Genomic DNA, 21,427 nt, shown 5'->3' with positions numbered 1-21,427 from the left:
CGGTCGCGGCAGCGTCGCCCGTCATCATCTCCCTCGGTACTGACGGACGGCGCGCGCCACTGGTTCCCCCGAAATCCGATTGCCGGTCGCGCACGCGACGGCCATGTTCATCCAGGTAAAGGATACTTATAATACAGGTAATGGGAGGTCGATCAGCGTTTCCCGTGAAGTGCACAGGGGGCTGGGCGTGAAGTTCGAAGTCGTCGAACCGGCGGACTGGGACGACGCGGCGGCGGCGTCGGAGAACGCCGGCGAAACGGCCGTGAGCAGCGATTTCGGCGCCGATGCGGAAGCGGAGCCACGGGATCCGCAGGCCCGGCTGCGGGCGTCCACCGCACGGCTGCGCACCCAGGTGCGGGAGGACGTCGCCGGGCTCGGCGCCAGCATCGCGCGGCTGATGGCCCGCGTCGCGGAGCGAGAGGCGGAAATGGCCGATTCCGGCCAGATACCTGCGGGGATGCCGCCGGCGAATTTCCGGGCCGACAGATTCGGAACCGGCGGGCGATAGTACGGGTCCTAACCACGGACTCACGGGGCCGGACGTCCGCCGGCCGCACTTTCGGGGAGGGACGGACAGCACATGTCGGGATGGGACATCGACGCGCCGGTGGTGGGCGGCGTGATGACGACCGTCGGCGGCTACGTCCAGGGCGACGACGGCTCTGGCGGCCTCGTCGGCAAGATCACGACGTTCTCCACCAACGTCGAGACCGCGAGCACTCAGGCGGCCAGCGGTCCCATAACCACCGCGCTGGGCGAATTCGTCGAGGAATACGCCGGCAAGCTGGAGAACATGGTGCTCAAGAGCGCCAGCGCGGTCCAGGGCTGCACCCAGGCGACCACCGCCTACTTGGAGGGCAACCTGGAAATGGCCGCGACCGCACAGGAGAACGCGGGGAAAATCCCGCAGTAGCGGCCGTGAGCTGATCGCGCGGGCGCTATTCATCGGTCCGCAGCGGGATCGCCACTTTCGCAGCACCGCGCGGACGCCGTTTTCGCGTCCCGAATTCTTTATGCCGAATGACATCGAACCGAAATCGACGAACGGGGACGCGAGACGCTCCCCGGGCTCGACAGCTGAGAACGAGGGGCGGCGGCGTTGAGTGACGGTGTGATCGACCCGGCGGCGATCCCCATCCCACCGGTCGAACCGGACGAGGTGGAGGCCGCGGGGCGGGCTCTCAAAGGCGACGGCGAGGACATCGCCCAGGCGGGGCAGGACATCAAGTCGGCGTGGGGCGGCCTGGAGGGCAACTACATCGCTCCGGAGGCCGACATACTCCTGGCGGCCGTAGATCCGGTGGCCACGGCCGGCGACGACTTCGGATCGGCGACCGGGACGGTGGGCGACGCGCTCATCGCCTTCGCCGAGGAGGTCCGCCCGATCCTGGCCCGGCTGCGGACCCTGAAGGCCGACGCGCAGACCTTCCGCGACGACATCGACGGCGACGACGACTGGCGCGAGAACGAGGACAAGGTCAACGAGCACAACGCGTTGAACAACGACGTGCTCGCGGCGCTGAACGACTACCAGGTGGCGGAGCGCACCTGCGCGAACGCCATCACCGCGATCTTCGGCGGCACCACGTTCGTCGCGCTCGACCCCAACGGGGAAACGCTACTGGGCGAGGGGCAGGAGGGCTACGGCTTCACCGAGGCGCCGCGCGACGTCGAGACGCCGTGGGCCACGCCGCAGGAGTACGACGCCCCGTGGTACGAGGACGCCTGGAACGGCATCGCCGACTTCGGGGTCGGGATCGCCGAGGACGTCGCCGGGCTGGTCGGGCTGTACGGGGAGAACGGCTGGGGGGTCAGCTCCTGGAGCGAGTGGGGCGACAACCTGGCCGACAACTACGGCGGCATGCTCGAAGGGTTCGGCGCGCTCGCCGGTTTCTATGGCGAGAACGGGTGGGGTGTCGGCTCATTCGGTGAGTGGTGGGGCAACTTCTCCACCGGCTGGACGGAGTTCGCGCACGCCATCGTCCCGTGGCGGGAGTGGGGCGACCGGCCGGGCTACGTGATCACGCAGAGCGTGCTCAACATCGGCAGCATGTTCGTGGGCGCGGGTGTGGTCAAGGGCCTGATCCAGGGGGGCCGCCGCGCCGGAGGCGGTCCCGACGTCGACGCGGACGCCCCCGACGCACCGAGCCGGCTGGACGCCGACCAGCTGCCCGGCGGACAGCGTCCGGAGGACATGCCCTCGACCCGGGAGCTGAGCGAGGCGCTGGACGGGCTGGACATCGACTCCGGCCGCCTGGACGGCCTGGACGAGGCGCTGGACGACGCCGCCGGACTCTCCGAGCGTCAGCCCGCCCCGGTGGGCGGCGGGGAACTCCCGGACGGCGACGGGCCGGACCGCCCGTCGGGGAGCGGGGACGGGCCGTCGGAGCCGCTGCCGCCTTCCCCGGAGTCCCCGGACTCCGGGGATTCCCCCAGCGACCGCGGCGACTCCCCGCCCGCGGACGAGACTCCTGCTCCCGACCGGACGCCCACGGACGAGACAGGCGACACCGGGGACCGGCTGCCCGACGACGATGGCCGGTCGCCGGACGACAGCGGGCCGCGTGACGACGTTCCCGCCGACCAGCCGGGGGACAGGCCCGGCGACCGGGATGGCGACCAGGACGTTGAGACGTCTCCGGACGCCGATGCCGACCGGCCCGCCGATGACCGTCCCGATCGCACCGAGGGTTCGGACGACGATGCGCCGGGCCGGGGTGATTCCGAGACCGAGTCTCAGGGGCAGGACGAGCGTCCCCGGCGTCCGCGTGCCGGTGGCAGTGACGGACTCGGTGTCGACCCCCGCGAGTACGAGCGGCCCGAGTACGCCGACATGGACAGCGACGCTCCGGACGCTCCGGACAGCGAAGCTCCGAGCAACCAAGCACCGGACAACGACGCCGCCGACAGCTCCGGCGCAACGAACGGCGATTCCGACTCCGGCCGTTTCGATGGCCCGGTAGGCGAGACGCAGCGCGGATACTACGATGCTCAGGCGCGTTTCGTCCGCGAGGGCTTCACGGACGAAACCGGGCGCTATTTCGACGGTGATGGCAACGTCTTCGCCGAGCCACCGCAGTCGCGCCAGGCGGCCCATGACTACCGGACGATTCGCGAGATGGAGGGCGACACCCAGCGCATCTCCGACCACACGGGTATCGACCAGGACCTCCTCGACCGAGTGAAGGACCACCTTTTCTATCGGGAGCATGATGTGGCCCGCGGTCCCAACGATTCGGTCACGGCGCTCTTCACGCCGATGACCCACGTCGGTGACCTCTGGCTCAAGGCGGAGCGCGGCGAACTGTCCCCCACGGAAGCGATGGACTTCCGTCGCCTCATCATGCATGAAGGGGTGGAGAGTGCGCTGATGGACGAGGGCGTGCCGTTCCGGCTGACGGACCCCGGATATTATGACGAGTACGAGTATCCGGCGGTGAGTCCGGAATACCGTGCGGCGCATGACCTGGCCCCGGGGGAGAACGGGGACCCCTTCGGGCTCTACGAGAGCATGGGTATTGAGCGACCGGACTTCGAGTTCGCTCCCGACCTGTCGAATCTCGACGAACTCGTCGACTATATTCTTGGGGAAATTCGGTAATGGGTGACGCGACGAAGGAACTTGCCGACCGTATCCTGGCGTTCGATCTCTCCAAAGGAGGGCGCAAGCGCAAGTCGCCGGTGGTGCTCGTGCGGGAGTACCTGCGTCGGCGGGCGTGGTGGGCGCGCGAGGTGGAGGGGGCAGGCTGGCCGTTCGGCGACCTCGCGGCCGCTATCGACCCGACGGTGCGGGCGGATCCCGAGCTCGTGCACAGGGTCAGGACGAGCTTTCCCTACCCGGTGTTTCCGATGGTGCGGGACACCTGGGAATGGGCGCTGCACTTCCGTGCCCTTCAGGAGGCTGGAGCCGAACTCCCAGATCTGCCCGACCCGTTCGAGCCGCTGCTGCTCATGTACGAGCGTGGCGACGGCTTCAGCATGTCTCAGCCTTCCTTCATCGACGTCGCCGGCACCGGCGTCCGCCGGGGCCGTCTCACCGACCACCTCGACCCGGAACCCCGCGCCCCCATGGACCCCGCCGAACTCGACGCGCTGGACATGCCGCGTCCGGAAGGGGCTTGAATATGGGCGATTCGGTCAAGACGCTGGCCGACCGTATCTCGGCGTTCGACTTCCCTGAAAGCGTGGCCAAGGAAAGGTCACAGGTCGCTTTGATGCGTGAGTATTTGCGGCGTGAAGCCTGGTGGGCGCAGGAGGTCGGTGGCGTCTGCTGGCCGTTCGGGGATCTTGCTGCAGAGTTTGATGAGACTGTGCGTGCGGACGAAGATTTGGTCCGTCAGGTAAGGTCGAGCTTCCCGTATTACGTATTTCCGATAGTGAAAGACACCTGTGTGTGGGCGCTGCATTTCCGCGCCCTGCAGGCGTCCGGTGCGGCGCTCCCCGGGCTCCCTGACCCATACGAGCCGCTGCTGCTGATGTACGAGCGCGGCAACGGCTTCAGCATGTGCCAGCCTTCCTTCATCGACGTCGCCGGGGTCGGCGTCCGCCGGGGGCGCCTCGCCGATCACCTTGACCCGGAACCCCGCGCCCCCATGGACCCCGCCGAGCTCGACGCCATGGACCGCAGCCCGGTGACCACGGCACCCGGACACCCCTGACCCGGTAAGCGAGAAGAGAGAACCATGCACCCCCCACCCCATCCGCATCATCCGGCCGGCGGCCACGGGCACGCCCCGTCGCCCGCTGCCGCGCCCGGGCTCTCCGTCGCCGATCCCGGTCTGCGGTTCCTGGCGCGGCTGGTCGATGTGGTCCTCGCGCTGTTCTGCACGTTCGTCGTGGGGATCGGCGCCGTGCTGGTCTCCGTGGTGGTGGCCGGAGGCGGGGAGCCGGACGAGGCGGGTCCGGTGTTCCCGATCCTGCTCGTCGGCGGGCTGGTGCTGGTCGCCTTCCTCTACGAGTGGCTGCAGGTCGCCAAGTGGGGGCGGACCATCGGCAAGCGGGTCGTGGGGCTGCGGATCGTCCGGGCGGACGACGGCCGGCCGGTCTCCGCCGGGCGGGCGGCGGTGCGGGCGTTCTGCTACTCGCCGGGCCTCTACCACGTGACCAACTGGCTGCCGGTCGTGCAGCAGCTGAACCTGCTGTGGCTGCTGTGGGACCGCCCACTGCGGCAGTGTCTGCACGACAAGCTGGCGCGGACCGTCGTCGTCGAGGACCGGCGGACGGCCCCGGGGCCGTCCGTGCCGGAGGGCTGGCGCGGGTGAGCCGCGTGGCGGTCGGGGCGCGGCCGGCGGCCGTCTCAGGGGCGGCCGCGCAGCTGGATGCGCAGCGCCTTGCGGGTCCGGGATTCGGACAGCGGGGAGAGGTCGCCGGTGTGCCACCAGAAGACCTCGCCGCTGCACGGTTCGTCGGCCTCGGCCTGCAGCGCGGCCACCGCGTCGGTGAACGCCGGGATCACGTCGAGCACCGCGCGGGACCGGATCGGGTACAGCAGCAGTGTGTCGAAGCTCGGCACCGCCACCAGCGCCCCGAACGGGTGCGGGTCGGGGAGCAGGCGGCCGAGTTCGGTGAGCAGGGCCGACACGTACGGGCTGCCGGGCTTGCGGTAGGCCAGTGCGCGATCCTGCGGCGACAATGGCCACGGCTCGGGTCTTATGCCGGCGAGTTCTCGCTCGTGGGTCTTGGGGACGACATAACCGAGGTCACCGAGTTGCAGCAGGTCGGCGCGTTTTCTGGTCAGCGGCGCGCCGTATTTCGGATGGTCGATGACGATCAGCGCGTCGAAATACCGGCCGGCCGGGACGCACACCAGTCCGTTTCGCTCGTCGGGCGGCATGGTGGGGACGAGTTTCACCCGCAGCAGTTCACGGACGTCGCCGAGGAGTTCGATCTCGGCGACCGCCAGTGCGGCGCGGTCGGCGATCTCCCGCAACCACGCGTCGACCACGCCCGGCCACCGATCGCGTGGGGCCGCCGCGCAGCGTTCCAGCACGTCCCACGTCGAAGCGGACAGTTCCGTCCAGCCGAAGGGCACCACCACCCGCGCGAGGCGGCGTTCGAACGCGGCGTCCGGAACCGTCACCGGCACCAGGTCCTCGATAAGCGCGTGCACGTCTCCGGCGATGTCCAGTGCGTCGGAAGTCAGGGGACAGCTCCGATCCGTCTCATTCAGTGCCGTGCCTGCGAATTGACAGGCCGCCGTCAGGGACACCCTCTATAGAATACGGGCGAACCCCGTCGAACATTTCCCGAACCTGCGCCATCCCATTCGAGGAGAAGGCTGGTGACGACCCGAATAGTGCATCGGCCGGCCAGGACGATGCACCCGCCCCCGCAGCACGGCCCCTACCAGGTCGAGGCGCCCCCCACACTCCCGGACGGCAACGCGCAGGGGAACCAGTGGCTCTCTCTGCTCCCCATGATCGGCATGGCGGCGTCGCTGACCATCATGATGGTGATGCGCAACCCCGCGTTCATGGTGCTGGGCGCCGTCGTCCTCGTCGTGGCGCTGCTCGGCGGGGCCGCCATGATGTTCTCCCGGCGCGGCCAGGCCGCCCGGCAGCGCCGTAGCCAGCGCGAGCTGTACCTGCAGTACCTGGAGGAGCTGCGCGAGGAACTCGGCGGCTGGGAGCGCGACGCCCGCGCGGCCGCCCGGCTGCTGGATCCGCCGCCCGAGGCGCTGTACGACATCGTGCGCGACCCCACCCGTCTGTGGGAGCGCCGCCGCCGCGATCCCGACTTCCTGCGGGTGCGGCTCGGGACGGGGCTGATGCCCGGGCGGCCGCTCCAGCTGGCCGAGAAGGGCACCGCCCTCACCCCCACCGACCCGTTCATGCTCTCCGAGGCCGACGCCGTGATCCGGCGCTTCGAGACCGTGCCGGAGATGCCGCTCACCGTGCCGCTGGACATGGTCGGCAACGTCAGCGTGGTCGGCGACCGCGCCGACGTCCTCCGCCTGGTGCGCGCGCTCATCGTCCAGCTGAGCGCGTTCCACGCCCCGGAGGACGCCGCGCTGGCCGTGATGTACCCGGGCGGTCGCGCCGCCGACTGGGAGTGGGTGAAGTGGCTGCCCCAGGTGCTCGATCCGCAGCGCCGCGACGGTGGGGTGAACGCCCGGCTCATCGCCCCCACCCCGGCGCAGCTGGGGGTGCTGCTCGCCGACGACCTGCGCTCCCGCACCGACTTCGCGGCCGAGGTGCGGCGCGGCATGGGCAAGCGTGAGGCGTACCGCATGATGCGCCGCCTGGTCGTCGTCCACGACACGCACGGCGAGGTCGCCAGCGAACTGGTCCGTCCCGACGAGGCCGTCGCCCCCGCGGATCTGGGCGTCACGGTGATCCACCTGGTCGCCGACCAGGTCGAGGAGCCCGGGGACGTCAGCCTCCGGCTGACCGTCGCCGGCGACCAGGTGCGCGTCCAGGACCTGCGCGCGGAGGCCGCGCCGACCCTGACCGGCACGGTGGACGACGTCTCCGCGGCCACGGCCGCGGGCCTGGCGTCGATGCTGACCGCACTGCGGCTGTCCCGGGAGTCGGTCGAGGAGACGGCGGCCGAGGGCGGCAGCGTCGACTTTCCCACCATGATGGGGGTGCCCGACCCCGGCGAGATGGACGTCGCGCGGCTGTGGTCGCCGCGCAGCGAGCGGGCCTTCCTGCGGGTGCCCATCGGCGCCGACGATCTCGGCCAGCCGGTCGTCCTCGACCTCAAGGAGGCCGCCCAGCTCGGCATGGGGCCGCACGGGCTGTGCGTGGGGGCCACCGGCTCCGGCAAGAGCGAGATGCTGCGCACCCTGGTGATCGCGCTCGCCGCCACCCATCCGCCGGACCGCGTCAGCATGGTGCTGGTCGACTACAAGGGCGGCGCGACGTTCGCGCCCTTCGAGCGGCTGCCGCACGTCGCCGGGGTCATCACCAACCTGGAGGACGACGCCGCGCTGATCGAGCGGGTGCACGCCAGCCTCTCCGGCGAGGTGCAGCGCCGCCAGCAGGTGCTGCGCGACGCCGGCAATGTGGCCAATATCGGCGACTACACCTTCCGGCGCACGCAGGACCCGAGCCTGCCGCCGCTGCCGCACCTGCTGGTGATCATCGACGAGTTCGGCGAGCTGCTCACCGCGCGCCCTGACTTCATCGAGCTGTTCCTGTCCATCGGCCGCATCGGGCGCAGCATCGGGGTGCACCTGCTGCTGTCCAGCCAGCGGATCGAGGGCGGCAAGCTGCGCGGACTGGACACCTACCTCTCCTACCGGCTGGGGCTGCGGACCTTCTCCGAGGAGGAGAGCCGCACGGTGCTGGACAGCCCGGACGCCTTCCACCTGCCGGCGCTTCCCGGTTTCGGCTACCTCAAGGTCGACACCACGGTCTACCAGCGGTTCAAGGCCGGATACGTGTCCGGCGCCTACCGGGGGCCGGTCTCGGCTGAGGAAGAGGAGCGGCAGCAGGAGCGCGCCCCCGTCCGCGGCTACCCGGCGTACAACACCGCCGGCTCGCCCGAGCAGCCGGCCGCGGCCGGGGACGAACCCGGCCTGCCCGAGCGCACGGCGGGCCCGACTCTGCTGGACGTGATGGTCGGGCAGCTGGCACGGCACGGCGAGCCCACCCGCAACATCTGGCTGCCGCCGCTGCCGTCGGCGACCACGCTGGACCTGGTCACCGGGCCGATTCAGCTCACCGGCGAGGCGATGCGGCTGCCCACCGACCTGCCCCGGCTCCAGGTGCCGGTCGGCGTGCTGGACGACGCGGCGAAGCAGTGGCAGGGGCTGTGGAGCCTCGACCTCACCGCATCCGGCGGCCACCTGGCGATCATCGGCGGCCCGCAGACCGGCAAGACCACCCTGCTGCGCACCATGGTGCTGTCCCTCGCCCTCACCCACACGCCCGAGCAGGTGGCCGTCTACGGGCTCGACCTCGTGGGCGGCGGTCTGCAGGCGCTGTCCGACCTTCCGCACGTGGGCGGTGTCGCAAGCCGCAGCGACAGCGAGCGGGTCCGCCGCACGGTCGAGGAGGTGCGGGACATGCTCGACCACCGCCAGCAGGTGTTCCGCGACCGCGGCATCGACTCGGTCCAGCAACTGCGCCGGATGCACGCGCGCGGGGAGATCCCGGAGCTGCCGAGCGCCGACGTCGTCCTGTGCATCGACGGCTTCGGCGCCATCCGCAAGGACTTCGAGCAGGTCGACGAGATGGTCTCCGACCTGCTGCAGCGCGGCAGCGGGTACGGCGTGCACGTCGTGGCCGCGATGCTGCGCTGGAACGACGTCCGCATGGCCATGCAGTCCAACTTCGGGCAGAAGGTGGAGCTGCGGCTCAACGACCCGTCGGACTCCTCGGTAGACCGCAAACTCGCCGAGACCATCAGCGCCGACGTGCCCGGCCGGGCGCTCACCGACCGCAAGCTCTTCGGCCAGGTGGCGCTGCCGCGCGTGGACGCGCTACCGGAGCTCGACAACCTCGCCGAGGTCGTCGAGAAGACCGCGCGGGCGGTCAGCAGCGTGTGGCGCGGCCCGGTCGCGCCGCCGGTCCGGGTGCTGCCGTACCGGCTGCCGGCCCGCACCCTGCCGGGTCCCGACCGGGAGGCCCGGCTGGTCCCGATCGGGGTGGACGAGCGGGCCCTCGACCCCGTCCTGCTCGACCTGTTCGACCGCGACCAGAACCTGCTCGTGCTCGGCGACGGCGAGTGCGGCAAGACGAACCTGCTGCGGCTGGTCGCCGAGGGGCTCATCAGCCGGTACACCCCCCAGCAGGTGGTCTTCGCCGTCATGGACCCGCGGCGGACGCTGCGCGGCGTGATCCCCGAGCCCTACCTCGGCGGTTACGCCAGCAGCGCCCGCGTCTGCGCGGGGCTGGCGAACGGGGTCGCCAAGGAGCTGACCGACCGGATGCCCGACGAGTCCGATCCCGGGCGGGCCGAGCCCGGCACGCTGAAGGGACCGCGCATCGTCGTCCTCGCCGACGACTACGACGTTCTCACCACGGCCGGGCAGAAGCCGCTCGCCCCGTTCGTCCCCTACGTGCCCAACGGTCCCGACATCGGGCTGCACTTCGTGGTGGCCCGCCGTGTCGCGGGAGCCGCCCGGGGGCTGTACGACCCGCTGGTGCAGGCCATGCGCGAGATCGGCACCGGCGCGGTGCTCATGTCCGGCGACCGCAGCGAGGGCCAGCTCTTCCCACGGGTGTACGCCGACGCGCAGCCGCCCGGCCGTGGGCGGTGGATCCGGCGCGGCGAGTCCCCGCGCCTCATGCAGACCGCACTGGTCGAGGAGACGGAGGAGAACGGGTGAGCTACGACGTGGTCGCGCTGGTCGGGCGGCCCCCGGACGTGCGCGGGCTGGTCGACGCCATGGTGCGCGCCGGTGCCGACCTGAAGGTCCGCGGCGGCGGCGACGGCGCGGTGATCCAGCTGTGCGACCCGGCCGGGCGGCCGCTGCTCAGCATCGAGGCGGCGCAGCGCGTCGAGGTCGCCGGCGAGGTCGAACGGCTGCTCGGCGCCGACACGGCCGCCCGGATGCCCGACCCCTGCTGGTGGGTGGAGGCCCGGGCGGCGCGCTCGGACCCGGAGTCGGTCGCGCTGGCCCACCGGTTCGCCGACGGCCTGGCCGACCGGCTCGGCGGCACGGTGTGGTCGGCCGCCCCACGGCTGCTCGGGCGCGTGGGCCACGGACAGGAGGCGTGATGTCGCTGACGCAGCACCCGGCGGTCGAGCTCGTCACCGCCAGGACCGCTCTGGTCGTGCAGGACCGGCCGCTGGTCCCGCTCACGTCCTGGATCGCCGACGCCGCGGCGGCGTCCGCGCGGAGCGAGCGCGGCCTGCAGGTGCTCACCCCGGCCGGATCGCGGGTCACGCTTCCGCTGCGCACCCTGCTGAACAACGCCAAGGCGCGCTGGGTGGTCGAGGAGCCCGACGGCAGCGGACACTACGACGGGTTCTCCGGCGCACCGCTGGTGTGGGACGCCGCCGCCGGGTACACGCTGCCCGCGCCCGGCGCCGCCACCGGCGGCCCCTCGCGCACCTTCCTCGACGCGCCGTCGGCGCCGGGCGGTCAGCTGCTCGTCGACCTCCGGCTCGTGCACCCCGCCACCGAGGACCTGGTCATCGGCGGCGCGATCGAGACGTTGGCCGCCACCTTCACCGGCGCCGCACCGGCCGGCTGGGGCGTGGGCGAACCGGCCCTGTCACCGTGGAACCCGGCCGAGATGACGGACCTGTGCCGCCGCCGGGCACCGCAGGCGACGCTGCTGACGATCGCCGGGCCGGGCGACGGCACCCGGAGCTTCATCGGCACTCAGCGGGTGGCGCGCGTGACCTCCGGGGTGAAGGAGACGATCACGGCGGCGGTCGGCTACCGCGACGATGAGGAGCCACCGATCGGCGAGCTCGCCGACCTCGCCCGGGAGTTCGCCGATCGGGGCGGCCTGCTCACCATGACGGTCCAGCGCCTGACCGGCCGCCCGGACCTCACCTACTCGCCGCACTGGTTCGGCACCCCGAACCCGGTGGGCATGGCGGTCGGCAGCCGCGGCGTGTCGGAGATCGGCCTCGGGGCGGCGCTGGCCGCCCCGGCCGAGGGCCGTGCCCTGGGGCCCGAGAGCGCGCCGTCGGTCTGGTATCCGCTGGGCGACGGGACCGACCCGGACGCCTGGTCCCGTCTGGGCGCGCTGATGGCCCACCTGCGGCCGGAAGGCCCGAGAGCGGCGTGAGACGGGCCGAAAACGCGCCACCGTACGGGGGCGGCGCCGCGATGACGCCACGTGCGGATGGGGGAGTGTCTCATGGCTGACCGCGATGGTGCCGGCGACCGGGAGCGGCGACCGGCGGACGTCCCGGCCGCCGGCACCGGCGGCAACTCGGCCGGCGATGCTTCCGGCACCCTGATCCAGATCGGCAGCATGCGCGGCGACCTGCGGCTGGCGACGGGCGACCGGTCGGCCGCCGCCGAGGACGCTCCGCCCTACTGGGTGCCCGGCCCACCAAGGTTCGTGGACCGTGACGACGTGCTGGACGAGGCGCGTGCGATCGTCATGGACGGCCCGGATGTCGTCACCCTGCTGACCCTGTTCGGGCCCTCGGGCATCGGCACCAGCGCGCTCGCGTTGCGGCTCATGAAGGTGCTGCGCGATGAGGAGGCGGCGCGGTTCCGCGGCGGCTTCTACCGGGTGGCGCCGGGGCGTGACGGGATCGCTGAGTCGCTCAGCGTGTTCTGCCGACGGCTCGGGCACGCGGACGAGGACATCCCCGCGACGGTCGAACGCCGGTCGAGCCTGGTCCGCGAGACGCTGCTGGGCCGGGGAGCGTGCGCCGTCCTCGTCGACGCACCGGACAGCCTCGCGCAGATCCGGCACTTCGTGCCCACCGCGGCCGGCAGCCTGGTGGTGGTCGCCGGGACGCGCCCCTTCGACCCGGCGCTGGACGGCGACGGAGAGGACGGCGGCGGTTCCGCCGCGGATGTCCTCACCCACATCGAGCCGTACGAGATCCCGGTCGGCCCGCTCGGTGGCGACGACTCCGTCCGGCTGCTCAGCGCCCGGGCGCGGGTACCGTTCGCTACCCCGGCAGACCGGCGGATGGCCGAGGACCTCGCCGCGGCGGCGTCGGGCAGTCCGCGTACCCTGGTCCACCTGGCCACGCGCATCCGGCGTGCCGAGCGCGACTCGCCACCCGGGATCGCCGCGGTCCACGAGGCCGTTCTGGGGACGCGCACGGGACCGGCCGGCACGACGCGGATCGCCGCCGACCCCCTCGACGCCGTCCCGGCGCGGGAGCGTGACCTGGCGCGCATGCTCGCCTGGCATCCCGACGCCGAGTTCGACGGCCACCTCGCGGCGGCGCTCGCCGGCGGCGACCGCGGCGCGGCCGACCGCGGCCTCGCGGCACTGGTCGACGCCGAGGTGCTGGACGTCCTCGACGCGGGTTCGACGGACACCGGGCCGGACCGGCGGTACCGCTTCCGCGACGAGCACGTGATGCTGGCGCTCCGCGCCGGCACGGTCGGCGGGGACGACCTGGTCACCCGCATCCTCGACCACTACCTGGACCTGGCGCTCGCCGCGCACGACGTGCTGCTGCCGGGCCGCTGGCTGCACGAGCGGGTGGCGCGGCCCGCGGCGCCGCCGCTCCCGCGGATGCCGTTCGACAGCCGTGCGGCCGCCCACGCCCGGCTCGGCCCGCAGCGTGCCACGCTGAAGTCGGTCGTCGGGTTCGCCGTCCGGCAGGGCCGGTTCCGTGCGGCGTGCCGGCTCTGCGAGGCGCTGTGGGCCTTCTGGTTCGTGCGCGGTCACTTCGACGACGTGGTCGACACCCACACCGAGCTGATCCGCGCGGCGCGGTCCAGCGAACTGATCTCCCCGGCCGAGTTCTCCCGCATCCACGTGCAGCGCTCGATCGCGCTACGCCGTGACGGGGAGCGTGCCGCGGCGCTGGCCGACGCGATGACGGCCGTCGAGCTCGCCCGGGCGGCCGGTCCGGGGCAGCCCCTGGCGCTGCTCACCGCCCTGGAGGCGGTCGGGGACGTCCATCTGGAGAGCGGAGAGTTCCCCCGGGCCGGTGCGTTCTTCGCGGACGCGCTGGACGTCGCGCGCGGACTGACCCCGCCGGACGAGCGGGCCGAGCTGAACGAGATGCGCAAGCTCGGTCAGGCGCGTCTGGGGGAGGGGCGGTTCGAGGAGGCGCGGCAGTGGCTGGGCCTGGCCTGGGAGCAGGTGCGGTCCCGGCCGGTGCCGGACCTGCAGAACGAGGCGCGGGTCCGCACGGCGCTTGGCGAACTCGCCGAGCGGACGGGACGGCTCGATGAAGCGGTGCGGCACTGGGACGCCGCCATCGATGGCCTGACCCGTCTGGGCAACCACCGCCGGGCGGCCGACGTGCACGTGCTGCGGGCCGACGCCCTTGGCCGGCGGGCGCCGGATCAAGCGCGCGCCGACCTGGAGAGGGCGTTCGAGCTGTACACGGCGGCGGAGGCGCGGCGCGATGCCCGCAGGGTCGGGGAGCGGTTGGCCGGCCTGAACGGCCGCTGAGCACAGGCGTGCTCGCGGCGGTCGCCGCCGGGGAGCGGACAAGGCGCGGCTGCCGGCGGCGGCACCCTCATTCCGGGACCACCCGCAGCACCACGTGCCGCTCGCCCACGTGCACCTTCACCGTGCCCGCGGCGACCTTGCCCCGCAGCGCGGTGTACACCCGCCAGAACGCCGACGCGAAGACCTCCGGGGCGATTCCGGACGGATCGGTCTCGGGACGCAGCCGGAACCGGCGACCGCCGCGTGCGCCCACCAGGCAGTCGGGTCCGGAACGGACGGCGGCGAACCGCGCACCCGGATGCGCGGCGAGCGTGTCCGCGACCCGCCGCCACGGCTCGCCGGTGTCCCGCGCCTCGACGACGATGTCCGCGGATTCCAGCCAGTGCGTGTCGGGCTCATCGGCACCGGCCACGATGTGCGGCCGGTCGAGGACCACCCGGCCGTCCCGCACCAGCTCCGCCGGGCGCCGCTCGACGCGGACCTCGGCCGCGTCGCCGTCCGCGGTCACCGTCATCGGGACCGACACCCCGACGTCCGGCCACTGCCGCTGGAACGGCCGGGGCGGCTCGGGCGGTGTGACACGGACGGCGTGGCCGGGCTCGGGCAGGTCCATGAGCCGATAGCAGGCCGTGCGCAGCACCCGCGCCGACTTCTCGGGCAGCGAGGTGAGCAGCCGGGTGACACCGGCGAATCGGTCCGGGCGGTGCCGATCGGCGTCCGCCACCAGTTGGTCGCGCAGGGGACGGTCCCCGGCCAGCAGCCGCGCGGTCCGGCCGAACTCGGCGATGGGCGAGGCCGGATCCAGCTCGTCGTGCGGGAATGTCCCGAGCATGGTGTGCGTGCCGAGGGCCGCCCCGTAGAAGGTCACGGACCCGTGGTCGCCGATGACGTGGTCGGCGGCGACCAGCGCGGCCTGCCAGCCGACTCGCGGCGGCAGGACCCGCAGCCCCGCGCGTTCACTGGACGCCAGCCAGTTCCGCAGCTGCCAGGGACCGTGCCCGTGCCAGGCGTTCGGATGGGCGGCGAACACCACGCGGTACTCGTCGGCGGGCAATTCGCCCACCAGCGCGCTCAGCAGCTCCGGACGCCGGCCCAGCAGCGAGGACGGGCCCCACGTCGAGCTGACCAGGACCATCCGGCGCTCGCCGACGTCGAGCGCCCGCCGGTACTCCGCCCGCCATCTGCGACCGGCGAGGATGCGGTCGTAGGTGGGGTCACCGGCGACGAGCGCGGACGGGACCGCCTCCGGGCACGAGGCACCCAGCCGGTCGAGCTGCTCCGGATGAGAGAGGACGAGGACGGAGGGCACCAGCCGGCCGTCCCGAACTAGGGTCTCGGTGGAGAGCCCGAACACCGCACTGCGGTTTCCGGTTTCCGGTTTCCGGTTTCCGGTTTCCGGTTTCCGGTTTCCGGTTTCCGGTTTCCGGTTTCCGGTTTCCGGTTTCCGGTTTCCGGTTTCCGGTTTCCGGTTTCCGGTTTCCGGTTTCATCAGCTTATTATATCCCGCGCCGTGTGAAACGACGATGAGCGGCGCCCGCAGGAGGTGCATGTCGTCGCCCAGACTCGCGGAAACCGCCAGGTCAAAGCGCTCTTCGACGGCCTGTTCCCATGGCGCCACGGCGAACCCCAGGTCGGTGAGGAATTCCGTGACGCCCTCGCGGAAATTGGACGTCCGTGCGCGGGTGGCGACCACCTGAATTCGCGGGTCGGAGTCGAATATCGGAAGCAGGTCGAGCAGCCGGGTCACCGAGGTCACCGTGTGCGCGATGACGAGGACACGGCGGCAGTCCGGCCGTGTCGACCAGGTCGCCGCCGCCGAACCGATGGGAACGCGAAGCCGCTCGTCGACCGACATCTGCCTTCCTGACCCCTTGCCGTGTTCGTCGCGGTCGCCCGCGCCGCGTGACGGACCAGCGTATCGAAGCGGCCTGCCGACGGCGTGCGGCGGGTGGAGTCCGGCGGCCCGTCGCGAACCGGCCGGACGACGGCATCGCGGGCCGTCCGGCCGGTTCGCGTCCGGGGCCGGTGGCCGTGCGATTGCGCGGCCGGTGGCCGGTCGGACCGCCACGGGTCCGCCTGGCGCGCGTCGGCCCGGCCTGGGGGCAGGCCTGGCCGGGCCGCCGGGGCCGCGAACCTCGGAGAACACCTGAATCCAGGGGAGACGCGCGGGAATACCTCGAAAACCGGGAAATCTGGCAAAAACCGAAGAACTACCGAACGGGAACGTGGCGCGATCAGTCCCGGGTTCTTCGACATTTGTTCCCGGGGGACCCCCGAATATTGCGATACCGTTCAATCGCATGTCGTTCGCTGTTGCGGAAATCCGGGCGGGTGTGATCATCCGATGACCAGTGCCGTCATTCACGGCGAAACTCGGGTGCCGGTGTCCCGAGCATAGTGGTGTTCTTGAGTGCGTGCGCCCACCCCGTGCGCGGCCCGCCGGCGCCGGCCGGTGCGTCATGCCGGAGGGGCGGCGGGCGCCTCCCGCCGTCGTGCCGGGCCGCTCCGCCGACGGCCTGCGGTTGCGTCCGCCGTGCGGGGGCGGCGGTGCCGCACCGCTCGCAGGGACCGCGATGCAACGTCCGGTTCGTGGTTATTGTGGTGCCCTTGCTCACATTTCGCGACTATTGCGTTCTGATTTGTCACTGATACTGTCTCTTCCCACGACGGCGGGGCGTGTCGTGCCGCGCACGCGGTGTGAGCATGTCGGTGGTGTGTCGTGCACGTGACGGGTGCACGTCGGGAGGGTGTCGCGACGTCTCGCCCCTATCGATTCCGGTCGGCACCGGCCACGTTCTCGTCCCTTTCCGCCTGCTGTGAATGGTTTTCTGTGCTTTCTGGGCGACCTGGGTATCCGAGGAATTCTGCGGTGATTCCTGATGGTGCGCGAATTGGCGCCGTGCGTGCTGTTGTTGGAGGATCCTGGTCGCACCTCACCTGTTTTCACATCCCGCGCAGCGCCGGAAGTCCGCTGTCCGGGATTCCGTCCGCACGAGGAAGACAGCGATGAAGTTCACCGAACTCTCCGACTACCCCTTCCGCCCCGGCCTGCTCACCGAATGGCGAGCGGTACCGGCCACCGACCCGGGCGCGTTATCAGACGACCCCCGCCCACCCTCCTACCTGCAGGAGGCACACCTGCGGCACGCCGTCCGCGACCGCGAGGTGCACATTCGCGCGCCGACCTGGCTGGCGACCGTCTTCGAACTGCCCGGGACCGTCGACCCGGTGGCCCTGCGCGCCGCCCTCCGGCACTGGATCGGCCGGCACGAGACGCTGCGCAGCACGTTCCGGCACACCCGCGGCGAGCTGCGCCGCCGCACGCTGGCGCCGGAGGACGTCTCCGTCCGCCCGGCCGTGGTCGGCCACATCGCCGACGGCGCGGAGATCGCCCGCCACCTCGACGACCTGTTCGACCGCGCGACCGACCCGCTGGACTGGCCGTCCTACGCCTTCGCGACGATCGCGCACGCGGACTCCACGACCGTCTGTCTCGCGTTCGACCACCTGAACGTCGACGGCTACTCCGTCCTGCTCGTCGCGCATGAGATCCAGACCCTCTACGCGGCCGAGATCTCCGGTACGCCGGTGGCGCTGGGCGAGGTGGGCAGCTACGTCGACTTCGGCAGCGCGGAGCGGATCCAGGCGGCCGCCCTCGGCGGCGACCACCCGACCGTCCGCCGCTGGCGGGACTTCCTGGGCGCCGGCGACGGACTCCCGCGATTCCCCGTGGAGGTGCGTTCGGGACCCGGCGAACCCGCCTGGCAGAGCGGCCGGTGCGAGTGGCTGCTCAGCTCGGAGGAGGCCGCGGCGGCCGAGACCGCCTGCCGGGCGGGACGGGGCTCCCTCTTCACCGCCGTGCTGGCGGCCGCGGCCCTCGCCGGCAACGAGCTGAGCGGCGCGCCCGTCTTCCGGACGCTGATCCCCTTCCACACCCGGTCGAAGACGTGGTGGGCGGCGTCCCTCGGCTGGTACATCGGGCTCGCGCCGCTGGAACTCAGCGTCCCGGAGCACGGCGGGTTCGGCGACCTCGTGCGCGGCGCCGGCCGGGCGGCCCGGGAGATCCGGCCCATGGCGAAGGTGCCCTTCGCCCGGGTCTGCGAACTCCTCGGCACGCCACTGCGGCCCCGGTTCGTGCTCTCCTACATGGACCTGCGCGCCACGCCCGGCTCCGAACGGTGGCCGGAGTGGAACGCCCGCGCCTGCTACGCGCGGGTGGCCTCCCGCGACGAGGTCTACCTGTGGATCAACCGCACGCACGAGGGGGTGTACGCCACCTGCAGGTACCCCAGCTCCGGCCACGCCGCCGAGCACGTTCCCCGATACGTCGACCTCATCCGGCGGATCCTCGGTACGGTCGCCGTCACCGGCGACCTCACGACCGGGACCCCGGTGCCCGTCGCCGTGTAGCCGCGACGGTCGCGCCGCTATGGCCGACGGGTTCCCCGCACGTCCGTCGACCGCGCCGCGCCGCCGCCCGCCATCGGGCCGCAGGCCCGCGAAGAAACCACGCAGTGAAACGAACAGGACACCAGCCATGCTGATGAACAGCATCAACGACTACCAGCCGCGGCCCGGCCGCGTCGTCGAGTGGGGCGTGAGCCAGGCGGCGCTGGACGCCGCCGCGGAGGCCCCCGAGCACCCGGCCCCGCTCTCTTTCACGCAGGAGAACCACATCCGCCGGTGCCTCGCCAACCAGGAGGCGGGGATCGTGCACTCACCGTGGGTCTCGGTGGTGTTCGAACTGCCCGGAGCCGTGGACACCGAGGCGATGGCGGCGGCGCTGCACTCCTGGGTCACCCGGCACGAGACGCTGCTCACCTGGTTCCACCGAGCCGAGGACGGTGAGCTGCGCCGCCACCGCGTTCCGGCCGACGCGGTGGAACTGGTGACCTCCGTGGTCGGCGACCTGACCACGGGCGCCGAGATCCGGGATCACCTCTACCAGCGCTTCGCGACGTCGACGAGCCCGCTGGGCTGGCCCGCTTTCGTCATGGGCGCCATCATCCGCGACGATTCCACCACCTTCTACTACGGGGTGGACCACGTCCACACCGACGGCTACTCGCTGCTGCGGGTCTACGAAGAGATCCGGCGGCTGTACGAGGCCGAGGTGACCGGTGTTCCCGCGGAGCTGCCCGAGCCGGGCAGCCACCTGGAGTACAGCGCGGTGGAGCGCGCCAGGGCCGCCGAGCTGACCGTGGAGTCGCCCGCGATCGAGCGATGGCTCGACTTCTGGCGCGCCGGCGACGGGACCTCACCGGTCTTCCCGCTCGACCTCGGTGTGACCCCGGAGCGCGAGTACCCCAAGCTGGAGCTGGAGATCCAGCTGTGCGACGAGGTCGAGGCGGACGCCTTCGCCGACGTGTGCAAGGCGAGCGGTGGCCGCTTCGCCTCGGGCGTGTTCGCCGCGCTCGGTATCGCGGCCTACGAGCTCGGCGGCCACGACCTGTACCGGACGCTCACCGTGCTGCAGACCCGGGACCTGCGCCGCTGGCGGGCGACCCAGGGCTGGTTCATCAATCTGGCGCCGCTGTACTTCCCGGTGAGCGGGCACGACGGCTTCCGGGACCTGGTCGGCACCGCGCAGGACGCGTTCTCCGCGACCCGGGAGCTGGCCGACGCGCCGGCGGTCCGGGTGCTCGAACTCCTGGGCCTGGGCGTGCGAGGGCTGCTGGGCAACCCTCGGGCGGTGCCGCCGATGGTGTCCTTCATCGACACCCGCCGGATCGGCGGCGCCCGGGAGCGGGAGAAGGCCCGGTTCGAGATGCTGGCCGGTCCGGGATCCGGGTTCGACGCGCCCATCTGGGTCAACCGGATGTGGGAGCAGACCTACCTGAAGACGACCTACCCCGACACCCCGGTCGCGCGCGTCAACGTCCGGCGGTACCTGGAACGCGTCCGGGAGATCGTCGCGACCGTCGTGCGCACCGGCGACTACCCGATCGGGCGGGACGCCGTGGCGCCCCCCGCCCTCGACGCGTCGCGCGGCTGAGCCCCGGTCCGATGCGCGTCACCACGATCGGGCGGTACGCCCCCGAACCGGGCACCGTGGTGGAGTGGCGGGCGGCGCCGGCGGCCCTGGCCGCCATGGCGGAGCAACCCCGCCACCCCGCGCCGCCCTCCTTCAACCAGCGCCTGCACATGGACGCCGTCGCCGGCCAGGACGTCGGGACGTGGCTGGCCTTCGCCTTCGACCTGCCCGGCCGGGCGGATCTGGACGTCCTGGAGGCCGCCTTCACCCACTGGATCCGGCGGCACGAGACGCTGCGCAGCGCGTTCGGTGCGCCCCGGGGCGGCGGGGCGGACGGCGTCGAGCGCCGTGTGCTCCCGGCGGCGCGGCTGCGGCTGGTCCGTTCCGAGGCCGGTCACTTCGGCACCTCGGCGCGGCTGGCCGCGCACCTGCGCCGCGGCTTCGACCGGCGCTGCCGCCCGCTCTCCTGGCCGTCCTACCTGCCGGGGGCGATCGTCCGCCCGCACCGGACGACGGTGTTCTGCGGCTTCGACCACTGCGACGTCGACGGGTACTCCCTCGCGCTCGCGGTGCACGAGCTGTACGAGATCCACCAGGCGATCAGCCACGGGCGGCCGGTCGAGCTGCCCGAGACGGGCAGCTTCGTCGACTACTGCGCGCGTGAGTGGGCACCGCGCCCGCCGCCCGGCCGCGACCAGGTCCGGCCGTGGCGGGAGCTGCTGCGCTCCGGCGACGGAGCGCTGCCGTCCTTCCCACTCGACCTGGGGGTGCGGGCCGGGCGGCCGGAACGGCAATTGACGGAGTGCCGCAGGCTCATGGACGGCCCGGCCGCCGCCATGTTCGAGGAGGTGTGCCGGGCCGGTGGCGGCAGCGTGTTCACCGGACTGCTGGCGTCCGCCGGGCTGGCCGCGCGGCGGCTCGGTGGTGTCACCGACGGCTTCCGGCTGGTCACGCCGCTGCACACCCGCACCGACCCACGCTGGCGCACCGCCGTCGGCTGGTTCATCCAAGCCGCGCCGATCGCCTTCGATGTGGACGCGGCGGGCGGATTCCCCCAGGTGCTCACCGCCGCGCACCGGGCGTTCCGGGAGGCCCTGGCCACCGCCGAGGTGCCGCTGCCCGCCGCCCTCGCCGCGGTGGGCGGTATCAGGCGGACCCGCAACGACGTCTTCATGCTCTCCTACATCGACTACCGGCGGTTCCCCGGCGCGGAGCGGTACCCCGGCATCGACCCGTGGCACATCAGCAACGAGACGATCGCCGACGACGCCCAGTTCTGGGTGTCCCGAACGGCGGACGGGCTGTTCCTGCGCGTGCGCGGCCCGGACACGCCGATCGCCCGGGCCAACCTGTCGGCCTACCTGGCCGCGTGGACCGACGTGCTCACCTCGGTCAAACCGGGGTAGCGCCGCGCTGTGGGCACCCCGCGGTTCGGAGCCGCCAAGAG

15 protein-coding genes are annotated in these 21,427 nt (G+C 72.3%); 13 read left to right on the top strand and 2 right to left on the bottom strand.

Annotation, left to right across the window (positions count from 1 at the left end; translation table 11 throughout):
- Positions 1 to 103: 103 nt before the first annotated feature.
- The 6 genes from ACFQRF_RS19220 to ACFQRF_RS19195 all read left to right on the top strand — a co-directional run bounded on the left by ACFQRF_RS19220 (position 104) and on the right by ACFQRF_RS19195 (position 5,261).
- Complete coding sequence (locus ACFQRF_RS19220; RefSeq protein ID WP_379872516.1) at positions 104 to 508, top strand: hypothetical protein; 405 nt, start codon at positions 104 to 106, stop codon at positions 506 to 508.
- A gap of 72 nt (positions 509 to 580) precedes the next feature.
- A complete protein-coding gene (locus ACFQRF_RS19215) occupies positions 581 to 913 on the top strand; it encodes a DUF6507 family protein (RefSeq protein WP_379872515.1) in 333 nt (110 codons plus the stop codon).
- A 186-nt stretch (positions 914 to 1,099) separates the two neighbouring features.
- Entirely contained in the window at positions 1,100 to 3,601 is a 2,502-nt protein-coding gene (locus ACFQRF_RS19210; protein ID WP_379872514.1) for a hypothetical protein, read from the top strand.
- Positions 3,601 to 4,122, top strand: a complete 522-nt coding sequence (locus ACFQRF_RS19205; RefSeq protein WP_379872513.1) for a hypothetical protein — start codon at positions 3,601 to 3,603, stop codon at positions 4,120 to 4,122. The genes ACFQRF_RS19210 and ACFQRF_RS19205 overlap by 1 nt, the downstream gene beginning before the upstream one ends.
- Before the next feature lie 2 nt (positions 4,123 to 4,124).
- Positions 4,125 to 4,658 carry a hypothetical protein gene (locus ACFQRF_RS19200; protein WP_379872512.1) on the top strand — a complete coding sequence of 178 codons (534 nt, stop codon included), beginning with the start codon at positions 4,125 to 4,127 and terminating at the stop codon, positions 4,656 to 4,658.
- A 24-nt stretch (positions 4,659 to 4,682) separates the two neighbouring features.
- A complete protein-coding gene (locus ACFQRF_RS19195) occupies positions 4,683 to 5,261 on the top strand; it encodes an RDD family protein (RefSeq protein WP_379872511.1) in 579 nt (192 codons plus the stop codon).
- Between the two features lie 35 nt (positions 5,262 to 5,296).
- Here the strand turns inward: ACFQRF_RS19195 and ACFQRF_RS19190 are convergent, their stop codons facing one another.
- The gene (locus ACFQRF_RS19190) at positions 5,297 to 6,109 is read right to left on the bottom strand and encodes a hypothetical protein (protein ID WP_379872510.1); all 813 of its coding nucleotides are present in this window, start codon (positions 6,107 to 6,109) and stop codon (positions 5,297 to 5,299) included.
- A 171-nt stretch (positions 6,110 to 6,280) separates the two neighbouring features.
- Between ACFQRF_RS19190 and eccCa the strand changes: the two genes are divergently transcribed.
- The 4 genes from eccCa to ACFQRF_RS19170 all read left to right on the top strand — a co-directional run bounded on the left by eccCa (position 6,281) and on the right by ACFQRF_RS19170 (position 14,006).
- Entirely contained in the window at positions 6,281 to 10,276 is a 3,996-nt protein-coding gene (gene eccCa / locus ACFQRF_RS19185) for a type VII secretion protein EccCa (RefSeq protein ID WP_379872509.1), read from the top strand.
- Positions 10,273 to 10,668 carry a hypothetical protein gene (locus ACFQRF_RS19180; protein ID WP_379872508.1) on the top strand — a complete coding sequence of 132 codons (396 nt, stop codon included), beginning with the start codon at positions 10,273 to 10,275 and terminating at the stop codon, positions 10,666 to 10,668. The genes eccCa and ACFQRF_RS19180 overlap by 4 nt, the downstream gene beginning before the upstream one ends.
- Positions 10,668 to 11,693 carry a DUF6177 family protein gene (locus tag ACFQRF_RS19175; protein WP_379872507.1) on the top strand — a complete coding sequence of 342 codons (1,026 nt, stop codon included), beginning with the start codon at positions 10,668 to 10,670 and terminating at the stop codon, positions 11,691 to 11,693. The genes ACFQRF_RS19180 and ACFQRF_RS19175 overlap by 1 nt, the downstream gene beginning before the upstream one ends.
- A 72-nt stretch (positions 11,694 to 11,765) precedes the next feature.
- Positions 11,766 to 14,006: a hypothetical protein gene (locus ACFQRF_RS19170; protein ID WP_379872506.1), complete on the top strand. Its 2,241-nt coding sequence runs from the start codon at positions 11,766 to 11,768 to the stop codon at positions 14,004 to 14,006.
- Between the two features lie 67 nt (positions 14,007 to 14,073).
- Here ACFQRF_RS19170 and ACFQRF_RS19165 read toward each other — a convergent pair whose 3' ends face one another.
- Positions 14,074 to 15,861, bottom strand: a complete 1,788-nt coding sequence (locus ACFQRF_RS19165; protein ID WP_379872505.1) for a hypothetical protein — start codon at positions 15,859 to 15,861, stop codon at positions 14,074 to 14,076.
- 1,151 nt (positions 15,862 to 17,012) lie between these two features.
- Between ACFQRF_RS19165 and ACFQRF_RS19160 the strand changes: the two genes are divergently transcribed.
- From ACFQRF_RS19160 to ACFQRF_RS19150, 3 genes are all read left to right on the top strand, one after another.
- Positions 17,013 to 18,416 (top strand): condensation domain-containing protein, encoded by a 1,404-nt coding sequence (locus ACFQRF_RS19160; RefSeq protein WP_379872504.1) that lies wholly within the window; start codon positions 17,013 to 17,015, stop codon positions 18,414 to 18,416.
- A 127-nt stretch (positions 18,417 to 18,543) separates the two neighbouring features.
- Positions 18,544 to 20,001, top strand: a complete 1,458-nt coding sequence (locus tag ACFQRF_RS19155) for a condensation domain-containing protein (RefSeq protein WP_379872503.1) — start codon at positions 18,544 to 18,546, stop codon at positions 19,999 to 20,001.
- A gap of 11 nt (positions 20,002 to 20,012) precedes the next feature.
- Positions 20,013 to 21,386, top strand: a complete 1,374-nt coding sequence (locus ACFQRF_RS19150; protein WP_379872502.1) for a condensation domain-containing protein — start codon at positions 20,013 to 20,015, stop codon at positions 21,384 to 21,386.
- The last annotated feature ends 41 nt before the right edge of the window (positions 21,387 to 21,427 follow it).

Origin of the sequence: Marinactinospora rubrisoli (assembly GCF_042664915.1) — a bacterium.
Lineage (GTDB): Bacteria > Actinomycetota > Actinomycetes > Streptosporangiales > Streptosporangiaceae > Marinitenerispora > Marinitenerispora rubrisoli.
This window is presented reverse-complemented; position numbering and strand designations above follow the sequence as displayed.

Excerpts from the sequence above, each read along its gene's own strand:
- ACFQRF_RS19220 (WP_379872516.1), top strand. The coding sequence starts at position 104 with ATGTTCATCCAGGTAAAGGATACTTATAATACAGGTAATGGGAGGTCG.
- ACFQRF_RS19215 (WP_379872515.1), top strand. The coding sequence starts at position 581 with ATGTCGGGATGGGACATCGACGCGCCGGTGGTGGGCGGCGTGATGACG.
- ACFQRF_RS19205 (WP_379872513.1), top strand. The coding sequence starts at position 3,601 with ATGGGTGACGCGACGAAGGAACTTGCCGACCGTATCCTGGCGTTCGAT.
- ACFQRF_RS19200 (WP_379872512.1), top strand. The coding sequence starts at position 4,125 with ATGGGCGATTCGGTCAAGACGCTGGCCGACCGTATCTCGGCGTTCGAC.
- ACFQRF_RS19195 (WP_379872511.1), top strand. The coding sequence starts at position 4,683 with ATGCACCCCCCACCCCATCCGCATCATCCGGCCGGCGGCCACGGGCAC.
- ACFQRF_RS19175 (WP_379872507.1), top strand. The coding sequence starts at position 10,668 with ATGTCGCTGACGCAGCACCCGGCGGTCGAGCTCGTCACCGCCAGGACC.
- ACFQRF_RS19170 (WP_379872506.1), top strand. The coding sequence starts at position 11,766 with ATGGCTGACCGCGATGGTGCCGGCGACCGGGAGCGGCGACCGGCGGAC.
- ACFQRF_RS19165 (WP_379872505.1), bottom strand. The coding sequence starts at position 15,861 with ATGTCGGTCGACGAGCGGCTTCGCGTTCCCATCGGTTCGGCGGCGGCG.
- ACFQRF_RS19160 (WP_379872504.1), top strand. The coding sequence starts at position 17,013 with ATGAAGTTCACCGAACTCTCCGACTACCCCTTCCGCCCCGGCCTGCTC.
- ACFQRF_RS19155 (WP_379872503.1), top strand. The coding sequence starts at position 18,544 with ATGCTGATGAACAGCATCAACGACTACCAGCCGCGGCCCGGCCGCGTC.
- ACFQRF_RS19150 (WP_379872502.1), top strand. The coding sequence starts at position 20,013 with ATGCGCGTCACCACGATCGGGCGGTACGCCCCCGAACCGGGCACCGTG.